Source organism: Streptomyces cyaneofuscatus (assembly GCF_042718795.1).
GTDB lineage: Bacteria > Actinomycetota > Actinomycetes > Streptomycetales > Streptomycetaceae > Streptomyces > Streptomyces cyaneofuscatus_A.
The window spans coordinates 153,336-172,146 of record NZ_JBHXOX010000005.1 but is presented as its reverse complement, the minus strand read 5'-3'; the positions used below and the strand labels follow the sequence as shown (position 1 = coordinate 172,146).

Genomic DNA, 18,811 nt, shown 5'->3' with positions numbered 1-18,811 from the left:
GCATCCGGCGAACCTGGCAGCGCTGGGGAGCGAAGTTGGGGGAAGGGAAAGAGACATGTCAAAACTGCCAGGCTGGCTGGGCCGCTTCGGGTCCGAACTGACGGAACTGGGCTCACGCCTGGAAGAGCGCCGGGCGCGCGCCCACGGCGACGACGACCCCCACGGCTCCTCGGACACCGCGGACCCCGGTCAGGTGCCCGCGCCGCCCACGTACGCCCCCTCCGTCGCCGCCAAACCCGATCCGGTCGCCGCCATTCCGTGGGGGATGCGGGTCGCGGCCGAGGCGGGCTGGCGGCTGCTCGTCCTCGCCGGGACGCTCTGGGTGCTGATGCAGGTGATCACCGCCGTGGAACTGGTGGTGCTCGCCTTCTCCGCCGCGATGCTCATCACCGCCATGCTCCAGCCGACCGTGGTCCGGCTCAAGCGGTACGGGCTGCCGCACGGGCTCGCCACCGCCGTGACGGCCGTCCTCGGGTTCGTCATCATCGGCCTGGTCGGCTGGTTCGTGGTGTGGCAGGTGATGGAGAACCTCGACACGCTCTCCGACCGGGTCCGCGACGGCATCGACGAGTTGAAGCGCTGGCTGCTGGACAGCCCGTTCCACGTCACCGAGTCGCAGATCAACGACATCGCCAAGAACCTCAACGACACCATCGGCACCAACACGGAGGAGATCACCTCCGCCGGCCTCCAGGGCGTCACCTTCATGGTGGAGTTCCTCACCGGCCTGCTGCTGGCGATGTTCTCCACGCTCTTCCTGCTCTACGACGGCCGGCGCATCTGGGAGTGGTCGCTGAAGCTGGTGCCCGCCGCCGCCCGGCCCGGTGTCGCCGGTGCCGGTCCGCGCGCCTGGCGGACGCTGACCGCCTACGTACGCGGCACGGTGCTGGTCGCGCTGATCGACGCCATCTTCATCGGCCTCGGCCTGTACGTCCTCAATGTGCCGCTCGCGGTGCCCCTGGCCGTCTTCATCTTCCTGTTCGCCTTCATCCCGCTCGTCGGTGCCGTCGTCTCCGGAGCGCTGGCGGTGGTCGTCGCGCTGGTCACCGAGGGGGTGTGGACCGCGCTCTGGGCACTGGTCGTGGTACTGGCGGTGCAGCAGATCGAGGGCCACATCCTCCAGCCGTTCATCCTCGGCCGGGCGGTCCGGGTCCATCCGCTGGCCGTGGTCCTCGCGGTGGCGACGGGCGGCCTGGTCGCGGGCATCGGCGGTGCGGTCGTCGCCGTACCGCTGGTCGCGGTCACCAATACGGTGGTCGGCTACCTACGGTCCTACGGTGCCCCGCGCACGGTCGGGGGCCAGCACGGGGCCACCGCGCTGGGGGTCGCGCCGACCGGGCCGCCGGGCGCCCCGGACGCGGTGCTGGAAGGGCCGCCTCCCGAGCCCGTCACCCCGGTCGTGTTCCCCGATCCGCCGGAGGGCCGGGACCCGTCGCAGGGTGAGCCGCCGGATAAGCAGGCGTAAGCGGAACAGCGGAAGAAGAGCCCCGGGGACGGTCGGTCGTCCTCGGGGCTCTTCTCCGTGTCAGGGGTGGTGCGGGTGACTACTCGGCGAGTACGGCCTCGGCGTCGAGGGTCACACCGACCGCCTGGATCACCGAGGCGACCTTGACGGCCTCCTGGATGGTCTCGCGGTCCACGCCCGCCTTGCGGAGCACCTGCTCGTGGGAGTCCAGGCACTGGCCGCAGCCGTTGATCGCGGAGACGGCGAGCGACCACAGCTCGAAGTCGACCTTCTCCACACCCGGGTTGCCGATGACGTTCATCCGCAGGCCCGCGCGGAGCGTGCCGTACTCCGGGTCCGACAGCAGGTGCCGGGTCCGGTAGAAGACGTTGTTCATCGCCATGACGGCGGCCGCCGACTTCGCCGCGGTGTACGCCTCGGCGGAGAGGTTGGCCTTCGCCTCGGGCTCCAGCTCGCGCAGCACCTTCGGCGAGCGCGAGGCGATCGCGCAGGCCAGCACGGTGCCCCACAGCTGCTGCTTGGGGAGGTCGCTGTTGCCGATGACCGAACCGAGGTTCAGCTTCAGGTCCTTGGCGAAGTCCGGTATGGCGGACTTCAGTTCGTCGAGTGCCATGTCCGTATCAGCTCACTCGCCCGAGAGGAGCGCGACCGGGTCGAGGGTGTTCTCGCCCTTGGTCCAGTTGCACGGGCACAGCTCGTCGGTCTGCAGGGCGTCGAGGACCCGCAGGACCTCCTTGGGGTTACGGCCCACGGAACCGGCGGTCACCATCGTGAACTGGATCTCGTTGTTCTGGTCGACGATGAAGACGGCGCGCTGCGCGAAGCCGTCCTCGCCCTCGATGCCGAGGTCACGCATGAGCTCGTGCTTCGAGTCGGCCAGCATCGGGAAGGGCAGGTCGGTCAGGTCCGGGTGGTCCTTGCGCCAGGCGTGGTGCACGAACTCGGAGTCACCGGAGAAGCCGAGGACCTGGGCGTCGCGGTCGGCGAACTCCTCGTTCAGCTTGCCGAAGGCGGCGATCTCCGTGGGGCACACGAAGGTGAAGTCCTTCGGCCACGCGAAGACGATCTTCCACTTGCCCTCGTAGGTCTTGTGGTTGATCTGCTCGAACTCCTTGCCGCTCTCCAGCGAAACACAAGCAGTCAGATCGAACTCGGGGAACTTGTCACCGACAGTGAGCACGCGCTCTCCTTGCAGCGTTCGGAAACTCCCCTTTGGGGAGATTTCCTGAGGGTTGGACGAGATCCACCTTGGCACAGAGTGCATTGATCAGGGAAATAGCTACACTCGGTTGCGATGATCGGAGGTGCCTATCAGTGGGCCAGGGAAAACCGGGCATACGCCCGCAGAAGCAGGCCAGGCAGTCCGCGAAGCAGCCCAGGCAGTCCGCTAAGCAGCCCAGCCTGTCGCAGCTCCGCGCCTTCGCGGCGGTGGCGGAACATCTGCACTTCCGGGACGCGGCGGCAGCAATCGGGATGAGTCAGCCGGCACTCTCCGGAGCCGTCTCCGCCCTGGAGGAGGCACTGGGTGTCCAGCTCATCGAGCGTACGACGCGCAAGGTGCTGCTCTCGCCCGCCGGCGAGCGGCTCGCGGCGCGGACCGGCGTCGTCCTTGAGGCCGTCGCCGCGCTGATGGAGGAGGCGGAGGCGGCCCGGGCGCCGTTCACCGGGGTGCTCCGGCTCGGCGTGATCCCGACCGTCGCCCCGTATCTGCTGCCCACGGTGCTCCGGCTGGTCCACGACCGCTACCCGGACCTCGACCTCCAGGTCCATGAGGAGCAGACCTCCTCCCTGCTGGAGGGCCTCGCCGCCGGACGGCTGGACCTGCTGCTCCTCGCCGTGCCGCTCGGGGTCCCCGGGGTGAGCGAGATCCCGCTCTTCGACGAGGACTTCGTGCTGGTCATGGAGCAGGACCACTGGCTCGGCGGCCGCGCCGACATCCCGCGCGACGCGCTGCGGGAGCTGCCGCTGCTCCTCCTCGACGAGGGCCACTGCCTGCGCGACCAGGCCCTGGACATCTGCCGGGAGGCCGGGCGTACGGAGGGGGCGCCGGTCACCACGACCGCCGCCGGGCTCTCCACCCTCGTCCAACTGGTCGCGGGCGGGCTCGGGGTGACCCTGCTGCCGCGCACCGCCGTCACGGTGGAGACCGCACGCAACGACGCCCTCGCCACCGGGTACTTCGCCCACCCGGCCCCCACCCGGCGGGTGGCGCTGGCGATGCGGACCGGGTCGGCGCGGGGCGGCGAGTTCGAGGAGTTCGCCGCCGCGCTGCGCGGGGCGATGGAGCCGCTGCCGGTACGCCTCGTATGAGCGAAAGGCCTGTGTGGCCAGGAGGGTTCCTCCTGGCCACACAGGCCCGATCCCGCTGGTCCCGCCGGTCCCGCTACTCCGTCCGCAGCCCGTCCGGCCGCATCAGCCGCCACAGCGAGGGCAGCGACAGGGCCGTCACCAGCAGGATCAGGCTCGCCCCGGCCCCCGTCAGCGGCAGGAAGAGCCACCAGTCGGAGACGCTCTTGTCGATCATCCAGGCGAGCGTCGCGCCGAGTCCCAGTCCGCCCGCGACCGCCACCGCGAGGCCGAGGACCACGGGGACGGCGGTCTGCCACAGGACCGACCAGCTCAGTGTCGTACGCCGGGTGCCGAAGGCGACCAGCACCGACAGCAGCCGCTTCCGCTCGCGCAACTGCTCCAACTGGGAGACCAGCATCGAGGCGGCGATCAGCAGCAGCACCACACTCGCCCCGACCTGGAGGCCGGTCTGGATGCTGGCGTACTGCCGGTCGCGCTCCACCGAGTCGAGGGTGACGAAGCGCATGCCGGGATCGATTCTCGCCGCCGTGTTCCGTACGTACTCGGCGACGTCCGGCACGCTCCGGTCGACCCGGATCTGGGCGGTGATCTGCGCCCCGGGCAGCGTGCCCGCGTCGATCGCCCCGGTGGTCGCCATGATCCCGTGGTGGGTCTCGCCCATCGGGTCCTTGCGGCCCAGCACGGTCGGGGAGTCGGCGGGCAGCGTCCACCGAAGCGGCTTGCCGTAGCCGGAGCCGATCTCGACCACCTTGCCCTTGCGGGCGGCCTGGTCGACCCAGTGGGACATGTCCTTGTCGCCCGGCGGGTGGACGACGAAGGTGTCGCCGTCCTCGCAGGCGGTGATCCGGGCCAGCTCGCGCAGGGTGGCGCAGGTGCCGATGGTGAGGGAGGTGGTGGGCGCGACGTCGTCGTCGGCGTAGACCCCCGGCTTGGACGCGTACGCCTGCACGGAACCGATCACCACCTCCACCCCCTTGGTGGCGCGGAACTGCTCGATGGCAGAGGTGGCCGCCTCGCCCGTGACGTCCTCGGAGTACCCGGCGAACTGGGCCCGCGTGGGGTCCTGGCCGGTCATCCGGTTGAAGTCGGCGTTCATCGCGGCGAACATCATCTGGAGGGCGATCGCGCCCGCCACCGCCACCGTGACCCCGCTGACCGCGCGGGACGCGGCCCCGCTGCTCAACTGGAGCCTGCGGGTGGCGAGCTGCCAGGGCACCGTGCCGCCGCGCAGCCGGTTGACGCACGCCTCGACCAGCCACGGCAGCAGCAGCGCGAGCCCGACCAGCACCAGCACGGCACCCGTCGCGATCAGGTACGGATTGACGGGGGCGTACGTGTACTCGTCGACCCGGCCGGTGAGGCCGAGCACCGCCAGACCCGCGGCCGGCATCAGCAGCCGCCACCAGAGCCGGCGGCCCCGGTCGCGCCCACGCCGTACGACACCGAGCGGCTCGATCACCACCGAGCGCATCGCGACCAGCGTGACGAGCACGGCGGTGAGCGGCACCGCGACGGTGATCAGCAGGCCGAGCAGCGGGTCGGGCACCAGGTCGGCCGGGAACGCGCTGACGTCCCAGATCTCCACCGCGCCGACGAACTGCCGCCCCACCAGGAAGAAGACCAGCCCGATCATCAGTCCGAGGACCGCGCCGAACAGCGCCTCCCCGGCGGCGATGCGCCGGGTCGAGCGGATGTCGGTGCCGACCAGGCGCAGCGCGGCGAGCCTGCGGTCGCGCCGGTCGCCGCCGAACCGGACGGCGGTGGCGATGAAGATCGCGACCGGCACCAGCAGCACGACACAGACCATGACGGTCAGCACGATGAGCAGCGGCGGCAGCGGATCGCCCTCACGCGGGTCGCCGTATCCGGCGATCCGGTGGCCGCCCGAGGCGGGCGTCAGGGTGTCGCTGCCCGCGTAGTAGAGGAGTTCACCGGGCGAGCGCAGCCCGGCGTCGCGAATCGTGCCGGTGATCTCGTACGGCAGCCGCTCGCGCAGCAGTTCGTTGCCGGGGGCGGCGAGCAGCTCCTTCAGCGCGGGGGAGACCACCATCTCGTCCGGCCCGGGGAAGCGGTCGAGGCCCGGCGGGCGGACGGGCGCCGCACCGTCGGCGCGCATCAGATAGCCCGCGATGGTGCGGTCGTGGTACTCGGTGGTCGTGTTGATCCGGACCACCGAGGTGTCCGACTTCGCCGCGTTCGTGTCGGGCGAGTCCGAGAACTGCGCCTCGCTGCGCGCCTGGTCCCGCGCGGAGCGCTCGTCGAGCATGTGCGGTACGGAGGAGGCGAGCAGCAGCAGCGCCACCCCGAGGCCGACGCCGACCGCCGTCAGCAGCGTACGGATCCAGCCCTCGCGGCCCCCGGCGGCGGCGAACCGGATGCCGAGGCCGAGGTCCCGGAGGGTGGCCGCGCCGCGTGAAGGCGGCTGCGGGCGGTCCTGTCCGGCGGCCGGGGAGGTACGGGAGTCGAGCAGCGTCATACGGCGTGCTCCAGGTCGCGGGCCCGGCCGTCGCGCACGGTGACGTCGCGGTCGGAGTAGGCGGCGACCCGGGCCTCGTGGGTGACCAGGACGACCGCGACGTTGGAGGAGCGGGCGGCCTCGGTGAGCAGCTCCATCACCCGCTCGCCGTTCAGGGAGTCCAGGGCGCCGGTCGGCTCGTCCGCGAAGATCACCTTCGGGGAGGCCGCCAGGGCGCGGGCCACGGCGACGCGCTGGCCCTGCCCGCCGGAGACCTCGCCGGGGCGCTTGGCAGCGGTGTCCTCGACCTCCAGGCGCTCCATCCACTCCCGGGCGGTGTGCTCGGCGGCCTTGCGCTTGACGCCGTTCAGGCGCAGCGGCAGCGCGACGTTCTCCACACAGGTCAGCTCCGGCACGAGCTGGCCGAACTGGAAGACGAAGCCGAAGTCGCTGCGGCGCAAGGCGCTGCGCTCGGCGTCCGACATCGCGGAGAGCTCGCGGCCGGCGTAGGTGATGGTGCCGGAGTCCGGGGTGATGATCCCGGCCAGGCAGTGCAGCAGGGTCGACTTGCCGGAGCCGGAGGGGCCCATCACGGCGACGACCTCGCCGGGGTGCACGGAGAACGAGGCGCCGTCCAGGGCGGGCGTCGAGCCGTAGGTCTTGCGCAGGTCGTGCGCGGCGAGCAGGGAGCCTTCGGGGATCACGGGGCCACCACCTTGGCGAGCTGGCCGAGGCGGGCGGCGGTCAGTTCCAGCCACCGCAGATCGGCTTCCAGATGGAACAGGGCGTGGTCGCAGATCAGTTGGTCGGCGAGGTCGCCCTTGCGCTTGCGGTCGGTGAGGATGCGCATCATCCGCAGGTGCTCCGAGCGCTGGGAGTCCAGCAGGTCGGAGGCGCTGCGGTCGGTGAGCAGCGCCAGGACGACCTTGGTGTAGAGCGTCGACTGGAGGTACGGCTCCGGCTTCTCGGGCTGCATGAGCCAGCGCGAGACGTCGGTGATCCCGGCGTCCGTGATGGCGTACCGCTTGCGCTCGGGCCCCCCTTCGCTCTCGACGCCGTCGACCTCGACGAGTCCGTTCTTCAGGAGCCGGGACATCGTCGAGTAGACCTGGCCGTAGTGGAGCGGGCGGTCCTGGCCGAACTTCTCGTCGAAGGTCCGCTTCAGGTCGTAGCCGTGGCGGGGGCCGGACTCCAGGAGCCCGAGGAGGGTGTGACCGATAGACATGAGAAGCACTGTACACGGAGTGTATACCCCCGATGTATACGCGTCCGGAATACGCTCATCGGCCTGCGGGGTCCTCTGTGCGCCGGGTCCGGACGGCTCCTCCGGGCCCGCGCTGCGGGTCCCTAGGGCTCCTCCGGCTCCTCCGGCGGCCGTTTCGGTGGCCGGCCCCGGCGGGCGATCGGCGCCGCCGACCCCGGCAGCCGCCCCGCCTCCTTGAGTGCCCGGCGCAGCAGGAACTCGATCTGCGCGTTGGCGCTGCGCAGCTCGTCGGAGGCCCAGCGGGCCAGCGCGTCGTGCACCGCGGGGTCCAGCCGCAGCAGCATCTGCTTGCGCTGCTGCGGCCGGGACGCCGGCGTCCGCCGGGGAGGCGTCTGGTCGGTCACTGGTAGAGGGTGCCCGTGTTGAGGACCGGCTGGGCGCTGCGGTCACCGCACAGCACCACCATCAGATTGCTGACCATGGCGGCCTTCCGCTCGGAGTCCAGCTCCACGATGCCCTGCTCGGCGATCCGGTCCAGGGCCATCTCGACCATGCCCACCGCGCCCTCCACGATCTGCTGGCGCGCGGCGACGACCGCGCCGGCCTGCTGGCGCTGGAGCATGGCGGAGGCGATCTCGGGGGCGTACGCGAGGTGGCTGAAGCGCGACTCGATGATCAGGACGCCCGCCGCCTTCACCCGGGCGGTCAGCTCGATCGCCAGCTTCTCGGTGATCTCCTCCGCGTTGCCGCGCAGCGAGAGGCCGTCCTCCTCGTGGGCGTCGTACGGGTACTCGATCGCGATGTGCCGGACCGCCGCCTCGGTCTGGGTGGCGACGAACTCCAGGAAGTCGTCGACCTCGAAGAGCGCCTGGGCGGTGTCCTCGACCTTCCAGACGACGATCGCGGCCAGCTCGATCGGGTTGCCGTAGGCGTCGTTGACCTTGAGGACGGCGGTCTCGTGGTTGCGGACCCGGGTGGAGATCTTACGGCTGGAGGTCAGCGGGTTGATCCAGCGCAGTCCGTCGGCGCGGATGGTGCCGACGTACCGGCCGAAGAGCTGGATCACCCGGGCCTCGCCCGGAGCGACCATCTTCACACCGCTCATGCAGAAGAACGAGGTGATCACGAGGAGCACCCCGAGGATGAAGAGCGGGATGCCGACCGCGTTGTTGCCTCCCTCGCCGACCACCGCGCCGACGATGGCGAGGGTGACTCCCGCGATCACCCCGACGACCGTCAGCAGCAGTCCGAGCCCGCCCGGGATGGAGTGCGCGGTGACCTCCCTGACCTGCGGCTCCGGCATGTCGGGGGCGTCGATGTCGAGTGCGGCCGCCGAGGCGTCCGGGTGGTGTCCTCCGTGCTGTGCGGTCATGGGGTCCCCCGTTCCGTGCGGCTGGTGCCGCGCTATCAATGTGATGTCACATTATCGGTTCTCGCAACCTTGCGCACCCCTGGGGAGTCGGTTCCCTGGGGAACGGGTGCTGATTGTCACGTCCGGAAAAGGCCGGATCGCTTGCCTTTCGTCTCTGCCGACGGTGTTAGCTGGCAGGTCTGAACGGAATCGGGTGAACCGAGCGAGCCGGTCGAGCAGAGAAGCGGGAGCAACACAGCGATGGGTCGAGCGGATGCGCGACGAGCCCGGGCGCAGGAGTCGCGCCGGGCTGCGAAGAGCGGCGGCATACGCAGACTCTTCACGTGGAGGAAGCTGCTGGGGACGTTCTTCGGGATCGTGCTGCTGGGCATGGGCGCCTTCGGTGCGCTCTACCTGTACGTCGACGTCCCCGCCCCCAACGAGCTGGCGGAGCGGCAGAGCAACGTCTACCAGTACAGCGACGGCACCGTGCTCGCCCGGTCCAACAGCGGAGTCAACCGGCAGATCGTCGACCTGGCCCAGGTGCCCAAGGAGGTGCAGCACACCTTCGTCGCCGCGGAGAACAAGACCTTCTACGAGGACGACGGCATCGATCTCAAGGGCACGACCCGCGCCCTATGTCGTCGTCCCGGTCGCCCGGGCCCAGCATGTCGAGCACGTCGTCGCAGAGGGCCTCCAGCGGCGGGGAGTGGTCGTCCCCGGTGAGCTGCGCGGTCGCCGCCAGGCGCTCGCGTAGCTGCTCGATCCCCGTCCACACGTCCCGCAGCCGCGACTCGACCAGCCCGTCGGTGTACAGCAGCAGCGTGGCACCGGCCGGCGCGTCCAGCTCCACGGCCTCGAAGTCGACCCCGCCCACCCCGATCGGGGCGCCCGGCGGCACCCGCAGCACCTCGGCCCGGCCGCCCAGGTGCAGCAGCACGGGCGGCGGGTGGCCGGCGTTGGCGACGGTGATCCGGTGCGCGACCGGGTCGTACACCGCGTAGAGGCAGGTCGCCATGCGGTCGCTGCCGAGCCGCTGCGCCTGCTCGTCCAGGTGGTGCAGCACCTCCTGCGGCGGCAGGTCGAGCTGGGCGAGGGTCTGGGCCGTCGTCCGGAGCTGGCCCATGATCGCGGCGGAGGTCATGGAGTGGCCCATGACGTCCCCGACGACGAGCGCGACCCGGCTGCCGGGCAGCGGGATCGCGTCGTACCAGTCGCCGCCGACCCGGGCCGTCTCGGCCGCCGGGAGGTAGCGCGAGGCGAGGCGTACGCCGGTGGGCTGGGGGAGCGAGTCGGGGAGCATCGTGCGCTGGAGCTCGTCCGCGATGTAGGCCTCGCGCCCGTACAGCACGGCCTTGTCGATGCCGAGCGCGGTGTGCGTCGCCAGTTGCGCGGCCACCAGGAGGTCGCTGGCCTCGAACGCGGGCCGCTCGGTGGACCGTACGAAGACGGCCGCGCCGATCACCCGGCGCCGGCCGCGCAGCGGGGCGAGGATCGCCCGGTGGCCGGTGGGGACCGGACGCCCGGGCCCCAGCAGCTCGGGCAGCGCCGCCCGAGCCGCCGCCGAGTCGCCGAAGACCGGCCGCACCCCGCGCAGCACCTCCGCCAGCGCGCCGCCCGCCCGCACCTCGCACAGCTCGGCGGCGGGCATCAGGTCGGCCGTCGGGTCGCTCAGCAGCGGCCGCAGCCGCTCGCTCTCCGGGCCCGCCTCGCCGCCCTCCTCGTCGGGGTGGCGCAGCCGGTCGGAGCGGCGCAGCCGCAGCACGAACGGGCTCACCGGCCGCTCGTCGCCGACCGGCAGCGGGTCGCGCAGGTACACCAGGATCGCGTCGGAGAACGTCGGCACGCTCGCCCGGCACAGGCCCAGCACGATCTCGTCCAGGTCTATGCCGCGGGCGATCCGCCGCGTCGCGGCGCCGACGAAGCGCAGCCGGTCGCCCTCGCGGCGGGTGGCCGCCTGGGCCTCGGCGAGGGCGGCGGCTCCGGGTCCGGGGTTCGGCGCGGCGGCCGGGGACGGGATCGCGGCAGCGGCGGCCGCTGCCGCCGCGTCCTGCTGCCGGGGCCGGGTGCGCTCCTGAGACCGTGCCGCGAGCGGCTGCCGGCCTTCGTGGGAGGTGGGGTGCTCCGTCACGCGTGGGATTCCGTCCGTCCGGGCCGGTTGTGTGAGGCAGTCACCTCGTGGGGCGCCACTGTGCCCCGGCGACCGCGATGAGGACAACGGCTGTCTGCGGATGCCCCGGCGCGCGGGGCCGAAACCGTGCGTCCGCGAGATGGCCGGAGGACGACGTTCCGCGCGGGCGCCGGTCCGGTCACGGCGAGGCGGCAGCGGGCAGCGAACACGTCTCCACCCCCTCGTGGTGGTCCTGCGACCGGGCGGTCCGTCCGGGTCCGTGGCCCGTCGTGCCGCACGACCGGTGCGATGACTTGTGGTCAGATCCGGTGTGTCCCTCAGGGAGCCGGGCCTGCCGACCGGGCCCCCGGGGGGTGCGTCCAGGGTCTCACGACGGCATATGGGCAGGGGTGCGGTACCAGTCATCCGGCAGCGGCGGAACCGGCCACCCCGGATCGGGCCGCCAGTGCTCCCAGCCGTCCCGGAACGGGGAACCCCAGCCGGTGATCACCTCGACCGCGGCGAGGCCCGCCTGCCGGACACCCGCGGCGGTCGCGCGGTCCATCAGACCGACCTGCTGCGCCTGCGCGAACTCGTCCTCGTCGAGCCACTTCCAGCTCCGGTCCGGGTTCACGGAGATGTCGAGAAAGTGATCCTCGGAATCCACTCCTCCGGACCACCGCAGGTGCGGCTCCTCCAGGTTCACGTACCAGTTCCGGAAGAGCCAGCCCCGGTCCCAGAACAGCCAGACCGACCACGGGTCCCCGGGCCGGGCCAGCTTCAGCACGCCGGTGCCGAACCAGGTGGAGCGGGCCGTGGTGCGCGGCGCGGTGTAGCGGGTGGCGAGCGGCTCGGCGTGCACCTGCGTGCCGTCGGCCAGGACCGGGCGTACGCATTCGGTGCCGGGCGCCATCCAGACGGCGAGCAGGTCGGCGGTGTCCTGGACGACGGTCACCGGGCGGCAGATGTGCACGGGCGGGGCCCCGGGCGCCCGGTGGGCCCGGCCGTTGTCGCGGTAGCGCCAGAGGATCTGGTCCCCCGGCGCCCAGCGTGCGCACTCTCCCGTACCTGTCATGGATGGATCTTACGGAGCGTCCGCGCCCGCCCGCTGCGACTCAGGTCACCCGGTGTGCCCGGGCGGGCCCGGCGTGGGTCACCCGGACGCCCCCAGGGGCCCCGGGTGACCCATGCGTCACGGCCGTGTCATCCGCAACACGTCGAGCGCCTCGTCCAGTTGCTCCACGGTCAGATCGCCGCGCTCGATGTATCCCGAGGCCAGGACGGTCTCGCGGATCGTCGTGCCGTCCTTGAGGGACTGCTTGGCGACCTTCGCCGCCTCCTCGTACCCGATGTACTTGTTGAGCGGGGTGACCACCGAGGGGGAGGACTCCGCGTAGGCGCGGGCCCGCTCCACGTTGGCGGTGATGCCGTCCACCGTGCGGTCGGCCAGCAGCCGGGAGGCGCCCGCCAGCAGCCGTACGGACTCCAGCAGGTTCTTCGCGATGACCGGGAGCATCACGTTCAGCTCGAAGTTGCCGGCCGCGCCCGCCGTGGCGACCGTGGCGTCGTTGCCGGTGACCTGGGCGGCGACCATCAGGACGGCCTCCGGGATCACCGGGTTGACCTTGCCGGGCATGATCGACGAGCCGGGCTGGAGGTCGGGGAGGTTGATCTCGGCGAGACCGGTACGCGGGCCCGAGGCCATCCACCGCAGGTCGTTGGAGATCTTCGTCAGCGAGACCGCGATCGTCCGGAGCTGGCCCGAGGTCTCCACCAGACCGTCCCGGGCCCCCTGCGCCTCGAAGTGGTCGCGGGCCTCGGTCAGCGGCAGCCCGGTGGCGGCCGCGACCTCGGCGATCACGGCGGCGGAGAAGCCGGGCGGGGTGTTGATGCCGGTGCCCACCGCCGTACCGCCCAGGGGGAGTTCGGCGAGGCGGGGCAGGGAGGCGCGCAGCCGCTCCACCCCGTACCGGACCTGCGCCGCGTAGCCGCCGAACTCCTGGCCGAGGGTGACCGGGGTGGCGTCCATCAGATGCGTACGGCCGGACTTCACGACCTCCGCGAACTCGGCCGATTTCCGCCCCAGGGACTCCGCCAGGTGTTCGAGGGCGGGGATCAGGTCGGCGGTGACGGCGGCGGTGGCCGCGATGTGGATGGAGGAGGGGAAGACGTCGTTGGACGACTGGGAGGCGTTGACATGGTCGTTGGGGTGGACCTCGCCGCCCAGGCGCTCGGAGGCGAGGGTGGCGATGACCTCGTTGGTGTTCATGTTCGACGAGGTGCCGGACCCGGTCTGGAAGACGTCGACCGGGAAGTGCTCGTCCCAGCGGCCCGAGGCGACCTCGGCGGCGGCCTCCTGGATCGCGCCCGCGATGTCCGGATCCAGCACCTTCAGCTCGGCGTTGACCTTGGCGGCCGCGCCCTTGATCCGGGCCAGCGCCTCGATGTGGGCCCGCTCCAGCCGCTGCCCGGAGATCGGGAAGTTCTCCACCGCCCGCTGGGTCTGCGCCCGCCACTTGGCGTGGGCGGGGACCTTCACCTCACCCATCGAGTCGTGTTCGATCCGGAACCGGTCAGAGCCGGACGTATCTGCCGACGTGTCGGTCATCGTGTTTAAACCTCCTGCAAAAGATGAGCACGTGTCTTGTTCTATGTATTCCCAAGTCGCCTACCGGCCAGTAAATACCCGAGGTAACCACACACCCGGGAGGCGCAATGAGGCGCACCAGGCTCAGACTTCGAGGGCTCCGCAGCCTTCGCCGGCTCCGCTGTACGGCCGCTGTCACCGCCGCGCTCGCGGTGGCCGCCACCACGATGGCGGTCGCCGGACCGGCCGGCGCGGCCGAGTCGGGTACCGGCACCAGCACTATCGCATCCACTCCTCTCCCGCCCGCGCTGGAAACGATCCGGGCGGCCGAAGCCACCCGGCTGTACGGCAGCCCCGCCGAACGGCCGCTCGCCGAACGCAAGACCGGGCTGATCTCGCTGGGCGACAGCGAGATCTCCGGCGAGGGCGTCGGCACCTACGACCCCGGCACCAACGGGCCGGACAACTGGTGCCACCGCTCCCCGGAGGCCGCCATCCACCGCACGGGCATCGCGGCGGACGTCACGTACAACGTCTCCTGCTCCGGCGCCTACTCCGGGAACATCAGAATCGGCGGAAACAAGCAGTACGCCGACGAGCTGGTCCAGAGCGACAGCCTCGCGATCAAGGCCCGCAACACCCGGATCAAGATGGTCGTCCTGGTCGCGGGCGCCAACGACGACCTCCAGTTCGGCCCGGTCATGACGGACTGCGTGGTCCGCTACCTCACCCTCCAGGGCCCGTGCGAGCCCAAGTACGCGGGCGGCTGGCAGGCCCGCGTGGACGCCCTGGTCCCCAAGGTCGAGGCGACGGTCCGCGATCTGCGGACGGTGATGACCGACGCCGGATACGCGAACACCGACTACAAGCTCGTCCTGATGGGCTACCCGAGCCCGATCGGCCCGGACTTCTACGACAACCCGAAGTTCCCCGGCAAGCTGATCTGCGGCGGGCTCGGCTACGACTCCGACACCGTCTGGGGCCGCAACACCGCCGTGCCCGCCTTCCAGGTCGGCATGCGCAAGGCGGCCGCCTCCACCGGGGCCGCCTACCTCGACAACTCCCGTCTCTTCCACGGCCACGAGGTGTGCAGCGAGGCGCCCTGGGCGCGCGGGCTCTACATCGACCTGAGCAAACCGGGCCTGCCCGACGAGAACTCCGTACGCCAGTCCTTCCACCCCAACGCGGCCGGCCACCGTGCCTTCGCCTCCTGCCTCACCCAGCTCTACGACTCCGGGCTCCGCGAGGCGAGCTGCGCCGACCCGGCGAGCACGGGCAACCCGGTCCTCCAACGGGCCGCCTGGGACGACGTGTTCACCCCGGTGAGGAACGAGGCCACCGGCACCTGTCTGGACGTCCCCGGCTCGGTGACCCGTAACGGCACCGCGATCGGCGGCTGGGACTGCCACGGCGGCCGCAACCAGAACTGGTGGTACGACGGCGGTACGCAGACCCTGCGCACCGCGCTCAGCCACGACCGGTGCCTGGACGTGTCGGGCGCCAAGTACAACCCGGGTGCCACGCTCATCGTGTGGGACTGCGCGGGCGCGGCCAACCAGAAGTTCGTCCGCCAGGCGGGCACCATCCGCCCGGCGGCCGCGACCGGGCTCTGTCTGACGCTGGCGGGGGCCAAGGACCCGCTGAAGCTCCAGACGTGCGACGGCAGCGCGAAGCAGCGCTTCGTGTAGACCCGTGCGGTGGGTGGCGGGCGCTGTGAGCCTCCGCCACCCACCGCGTGCCGTCAGCCCCCCGTCATCACCGCGCCCAGGATGGCCGTCAGGTACGCCGGGTCCTTCACCCCGCACAGCTCGCGCGCCGAGTGCATCGAGAGGCCCGGAACGCCCACGTCCACCGTGGTGACGCCGAGGCGGGCCGCGGTGAGGGGGCCGATCGACGTGCCGCAGGGCATCGCGTTGTTGGAGACGAACGGCTGCCAGGGGGCGCCCGCCCGCTCGCAGGCGGCCGTGAACATGGCGATGCCGGTGGAGTCGGTGGCGTACCGCTGGTTGACGTTCACCTTGACCGTCGGGCCGCCGTTGGGCAGCGGGCGGTGGTCGGGGTCGTGGCGCTCCGCGTAGTTGGGGTGCACCGCGTGCGCCATGTCGGCGGAGACGCAGAACGCCCCCGACAGGGCCCGCGACCAGTCCTCGTCGCTGCCGCCCCGGGCCGCGACCGAGCGCGAGAGCACCCGCTCCAGCAGCGGGCTCTGGGCCCCCGTCTCGGAGCCGCTCCCGACCTCCTCGTGGTCGAAGGCGGCCAGCACCGGGACGAAGGACGGCTCGGTGACCCCGGTCGCGGCGTCCACCAGGGCACTCACCCCGGCGTGTACGGAGATCTGGTTGTCCAGCCGGGACGCGACGACGAACTCCCGCTCGGCGCCCAGGTATCCGGGCGGCTGGATGTCGTGCAGCATCAGGTCCCAGCCAAGGACGTCCGCCGGATCCTCCCCGGCCGCCGCCGCGACCAGCCGCAGCAGCTCGCCCTCGCGCGGGTCGCCCAGCGCCCAGATCGGGGCGATGTGGCGCTGCCGGTCCAGGGCCACACCGTCGTTGACCGTGCGGTCCAGGTGGATGGCCAACTGCGGGACGCGCAGCAGGGGTTCGTCGATCTGGACGAGCCGGCTGCGCGGGGTGCCGTCCGGGCCGCCGCGCAGGGCGAGCCGGCCGGAGATGCCGAGGTCCCGGTCGAGCCAGGTGTTCAGCGGGACCCCGCCGTAGATCTCCACCCCGATCTGCCGCCACCCGGAGGAGCCGGTGTCGGGCGCGGGCTTGATCCGCAGGTTCGGCGAGTCGGTGTGGGTGCCGACGATCCGGAACGGGGTGTGCGCGGGCGCGCCCTCGGGGACGTACCAGGCGATCAGCGCGCCGGCCCGGCTGACGAAGCAGCCGCCACTCGCCCCGGTCCAGTCGTCCGTGCCGAGCAGCTCGCGGAATCCGGCCTTCTCCAGCCGCTGGGCGGCGCTGGCGACCACGTGGTACGGCGAAGGGCTTGCGGCGATGAAGGCGAGCAGGTCGTCGGTGTGGCTGCGGTGGGGGGCCGGGGTCATTCGGCGTCCGCCTTTCCGGAGTTCGGCAGTGGCTGCGCGGGTGAGGGCCACCGGGCACCGCGAGGCACCCGGCGGGTCAGGCCGGTGGAGCCGGGCCGGTGGAGTTTGTCAGGAACGTTCGACAACCCTTCGCGGTGCCCCCGCGCGGCGCAAGCCCGGACGGCGGCGGGCTGCGGGAAAGCGGCGGTGCGGGACCGGCCGTCCGCCGGGCGCGGGGGCGCGCGTCCGCGGCCGCTCGGCGCGGGATGTTCCCTAACGCCTGCTCGTCCGGTGTCCGTTCGGGCAAGCTGACAGCACCCGGCCCGTGGCGCCCGCATGACCTTCGCGGCGGGCGGCGGGCGTGCGATGGAGACCGTCGCGCCTGTTCCGGGCCCGATCGGGCAGGTGGCGTCCGCTGTCGCGAGATTGGCTTGATATCGCCGTACGGGGGTGCCCGTTGTGACGTGCGGGGGTGCCCGTTGTGCGGAAGAGGGGCCCGTCGTGACGTACGAGGGCGCCCGTTGTGACGTACGAGGGGTCCGTTGAACGGAAGAGGGGGCGCCCGTTCGGACGCCCCCTCCCCACTCCCTGCCGCTGCCGCCGGTCAGCCCAGGCCGGGGCCCCGGACCGGGATGCTGGTGAACGTCGGCGCCGGGGCGGGCTCGGTGAAGAAGTCGTTGCCCTTGTCGTCGACCACGATGAACGCGGGGAAGTCCTCGACCTCGATCCGCCAGACCGCCTCCATGCCGAGCTCCTCGTACTCGACGACCTCGACCTTCTTGATGCAGTCCTGCGCGAGGCGGGCCGCCGGGCCCCCGATCGAGCCCAGGTAGAAGCCGCCGTGCGAGCCGCAGGCGTCGGTGACCTGTTTGCTGCGGTTGCCCTTGGCGAGCATCACCTTGGAGCCGCCCGCCGCCTGGAACTGCTCGACGTAGGAGTCCATGCGGCCGGCCGTCGTCGGGCCGAAGGAGCCGGAGGCGTACCCCTCGGGCGTCTTCGCCGGGCCCGCGTAGTAGACCGGGTGGTCCTTCAGGTACTGCGGCATCTCCTCGCCAGCGTCGAGGCGCTCCTTGATCTTGGCGTGCGCGATGTCCCGCGCCACGACCAGCGGGCCGGTCAGCGAGAGCCGGGTCTTGACCGGGTACTTGGTCAGCTCGGCCAGCACCTCGTCCATCGGCCGGTTGAGGTCGATCTCCACGACGTCCCCGCCGGCCTCGTCGAGGTGCTCGTCGGTGGTGTCGGGGAGGAAGCGCGCCGGGTCCTTCTCCAACTGCTCCAGGAAGACGCCCTCGGCGGTGATCTTCGCGGTGGCCTGGCGGTCGGCCGAGCAGGAGACGGCGATGGCGACGGGGAGCGAGGCGCCGTGCCGGGGCAGTCGCACCACGCGCACGTCGTGGCAGAAGTACTTGCCGCCGAACTGCGCGCCGATCCCGATCTTCTGCGTCAGCTCGAAGACCTTCTCCTCCAGCTCCTTGTCCCGGAAGCCGTGCCCGGTGGGGGAGCCCTCGGCGGGCAGCTCGTCCAGGTAGTGCGCGGAGGCGTACTTGGCGGTCTTCAGCGCGAACTCCGCCGACGTGCCGCCGACCACGATCGCCAGGTGGTACGGCGGGCAGGCCGCGGTCCCGAGCGAGCGGATCTTCTCCTCCAGGAACTTCATCATGGAGGCCTCGTTGAGGACGGCCTTCGTCTCCTGGTAGAGGAACGACTTGTTGGCCGAGCCGCCGCCCTTCGCCATGAACAGGAACTTGTACGCGCCGCCGTCGGTGGCGTACAGCTCGATCTGGGCCGGGAGGTTGGAGCCGGTGTTCTTCTCGTCCCACATGGTCAGCGGCGCCATCTGCGAGTAGCGCAGGTTGAGCTTGGTGTACGCGTCGAAGATGCCGTGCGACAGGGCCTCCTCGTCACCGCCCTCGGTCAGCACGTTCTGCCCGCGCTTGCCCATGACGATGGCCGTCCCGGTGTCCTGGCACATCGGCAGGACGCCCGCGGCCGCGATGTTCGCGTTCTTCAGGAGGTCCAGCGCCACGAACTTGTCGTTGGAGGAGGCCTCCGGGTCGTCCACGATCCGCCGAAGCTGCGCCAGGTGGGCCGGGCGCAGGTAGTGCGAGATGTCGTGCATCGCCTCGGCGGCCAGGGTGCGCAGCGCCTCCGGCTCGACCTTGAGGAACGTACGGCCGTCGGCCTCGAAGGTGGAGACACCCTCGGCGGTCACCAGACGGTACGGCGTGGTGTCCTCTCCCAGGGGGAGCAGATCGGAGTACGCAAACTCTGGCATTACGGCCATTCCTCACTCGGCGACAGCGG

The 18,811-nt window shown here is 71.5% G+C and carries 14 protein-coding genes and 2 pseudogenes; 4 read left to right on the top strand and 12 right to left on the bottom strand.

Annotated features, from left to right (window positions below):
• Positions 1-55: 55 nt before the first annotated feature.
• A complete protein-coding gene (locus tag ACFWRT_RS06945; protein WP_380950418.1) occupies positions 56-1,465 on the top strand; it encodes an AI-2E family transporter in 1,410 nt (469 codons plus the stop codon).
• A 79-nt stretch (positions 1,466-1,544) separates the two neighbouring features.
• Here the strand turns inward: ACFWRT_RS06945 and ACFWRT_RS06940 are convergent, their stop codons facing one another.
• Positions 1,545-2,078, bottom strand: coding sequence for an alkyl hydroperoxide reductase (locus ACFWRT_RS06940; protein WP_380950417.1), 534 nt, complete (start codon positions 2,076-2,078; stop codon positions 1,545-1,547).
• 12 nt (positions 2,079-2,090) lie between these two features.
• Entirely contained in the window at positions 2,091-2,645 is a 555-nt protein-coding gene (locus tag ACFWRT_RS06935) for a peroxiredoxin (RefSeq protein WP_007452441.1), read from the bottom strand.
• Positions 2,646-2,779: 134 nt separating this feature from the next.
• Here ACFWRT_RS06935 and ACFWRT_RS06930 point away from each other — a divergent pair, with 134 nt between their 5' ends.
• Positions 2,780-3,775: a hydrogen peroxide-inducible genes activator gene (locus ACFWRT_RS06930; RefSeq protein ID WP_380950416.1), complete on the top strand. Its 996-nt coding sequence runs from the start codon at positions 2,780-2,782 to the stop codon at positions 3,773-3,775.
• Positions 3,776-3,848: 73 nt separating this feature from the next.
• Here ACFWRT_RS06930 and ACFWRT_RS06925 read toward each other — a convergent pair whose 3' ends face one another.
• The 5 genes from ACFWRT_RS06925 to ACFWRT_RS06905 form a co-directional block, all read right to left on the bottom strand.
• Positions 3,849-6,251: an FtsX-like permease family protein gene (locus ACFWRT_RS06925; protein ID WP_380950415.1), complete on the bottom strand. Its 2,403-nt coding sequence runs from the start codon at positions 6,249-6,251 to the stop codon at positions 3,849-3,851.
• Complete coding sequence (locus tag ACFWRT_RS06920; protein WP_380950414.1) at positions 6,248-6,934, bottom strand: ABC transporter ATP-binding protein; 687 nt, start codon at positions 6,932-6,934, stop codon at positions 6,248-6,250. Before ACFWRT_RS06920 ends, ACFWRT_RS06925 begins: the two co-directional genes overlap by 4 nt.
• Entirely contained in the window at positions 6,931-7,455 is a 525-nt protein-coding gene (locus ACFWRT_RS06915) for a PadR family transcriptional regulator (RefSeq protein ID WP_018510276.1), read from the bottom strand. Before ACFWRT_RS06915 ends, ACFWRT_RS06920 begins: the two co-directional genes overlap by 4 nt.
• A gap of 122 nt (positions 7,456-7,577) precedes the next feature.
• Positions 7,578-7,838 carry a type II toxin-antitoxin system antitoxin gene (locus tag ACFWRT_RS06910; RefSeq protein WP_356385394.1) on the bottom strand — a complete coding sequence of 87 codons (261 nt, stop codon included), beginning with the start codon at positions 7,836-7,838 and terminating at the stop codon, positions 7,578-7,580.
• Positions 7,835-8,806, bottom strand: a complete 972-nt coding sequence (locus ACFWRT_RS06905) for an SPFH domain-containing protein (protein WP_380950413.1) — start codon at positions 8,804-8,806, stop codon at positions 7,835-7,837. The genes ACFWRT_RS06910 and ACFWRT_RS06905 overlap by 4 nt, the downstream gene beginning before the upstream one ends.
• A 240-nt stretch (positions 8,807-9,046) precedes the next feature.
• Between ACFWRT_RS06905 and ACFWRT_RS06900 the strand changes: the two are divergent.
• Positions 9,047-9,424, top strand: a pseudogene (locus ACFWRT_RS06900) (transglycosylase domain-containing protein); the annotation flags it as partial.
• On the opposite strand, the pseudogene ACFWRT_RS06895 reads toward ACFWRT_RS06900, so the two are convergent.
• From ACFWRT_RS06895 to ACFWRT_RS06885, 3 genes and pseudogenes are all read right to left on the bottom strand, one after another.
• Positions 9,423-10,916 (bottom strand): annotated as a pseudogene (locus ACFWRT_RS06895) (PP2C family protein-serine/threonine phosphatase); the annotation flags it as partial. The pseudogenes ACFWRT_RS06900 and ACFWRT_RS06895 overlap by 2 nt on opposite strands.
• A gap of 367 nt (positions 10,917-11,283) precedes the next feature.
• Positions 11,284-11,970, bottom strand: coding sequence for a cytidylyl-2-hydroxypropylphosphonate hydrolase (fomD, locus tag ACFWRT_RS06890; protein WP_380950409.1), 687 nt, complete (start codon positions 11,968-11,970; stop codon positions 11,284-11,286).
• Positions 11,971-12,087: 117 nt separating this feature from the next.
• On the bottom strand, positions 12,088-13,503 hold the full coding sequence (locus ACFWRT_RS06885; RefSeq protein ID WP_380950408.1) for a class II fumarate hydratase: 1,416 nt from the start codon (positions 13,501-13,503) through the stop codon (positions 12,088-12,090).
• 107 nt (positions 13,504-13,610) lie between these two features.
• On the opposite strand from ACFWRT_RS06885, the gene ACFWRT_RS06880 reads away from it, so the two are divergent.
• Entirely contained in the window at positions 13,611-15,170 is a 1,560-nt protein-coding gene (locus ACFWRT_RS06880; protein ID WP_380950407.1) for a ricin-type beta-trefoil lectin domain protein, read from the top strand.
• 53 nt (positions 15,171-15,223) lie between these two features.
• Here ACFWRT_RS06880 and ACFWRT_RS06875 read toward each other — a convergent pair whose 3' ends face one another.
• Together ACFWRT_RS06875 and ACFWRT_RS06870 are read right to left on the bottom strand one after the other, a co-directional pair.
• Entirely contained in the window at positions 15,224-16,528 is a 1,305-nt protein-coding gene (locus ACFWRT_RS06875; RefSeq protein WP_380950406.1) for a M18 family aminopeptidase, read from the bottom strand.
• Positions 16,529-17,111: 583 nt separating this feature from the next.
• Positions 17,112-18,782 (bottom strand): fumarate hydratase, encoded by a 1,671-nt coding sequence (locus ACFWRT_RS06870; protein ID WP_128844143.1) that lies wholly within the window; start codon positions 18,780-18,782, stop codon positions 17,112-17,114.
• Positions 18,783-18,811: the final 29 nt, after the last annotated feature.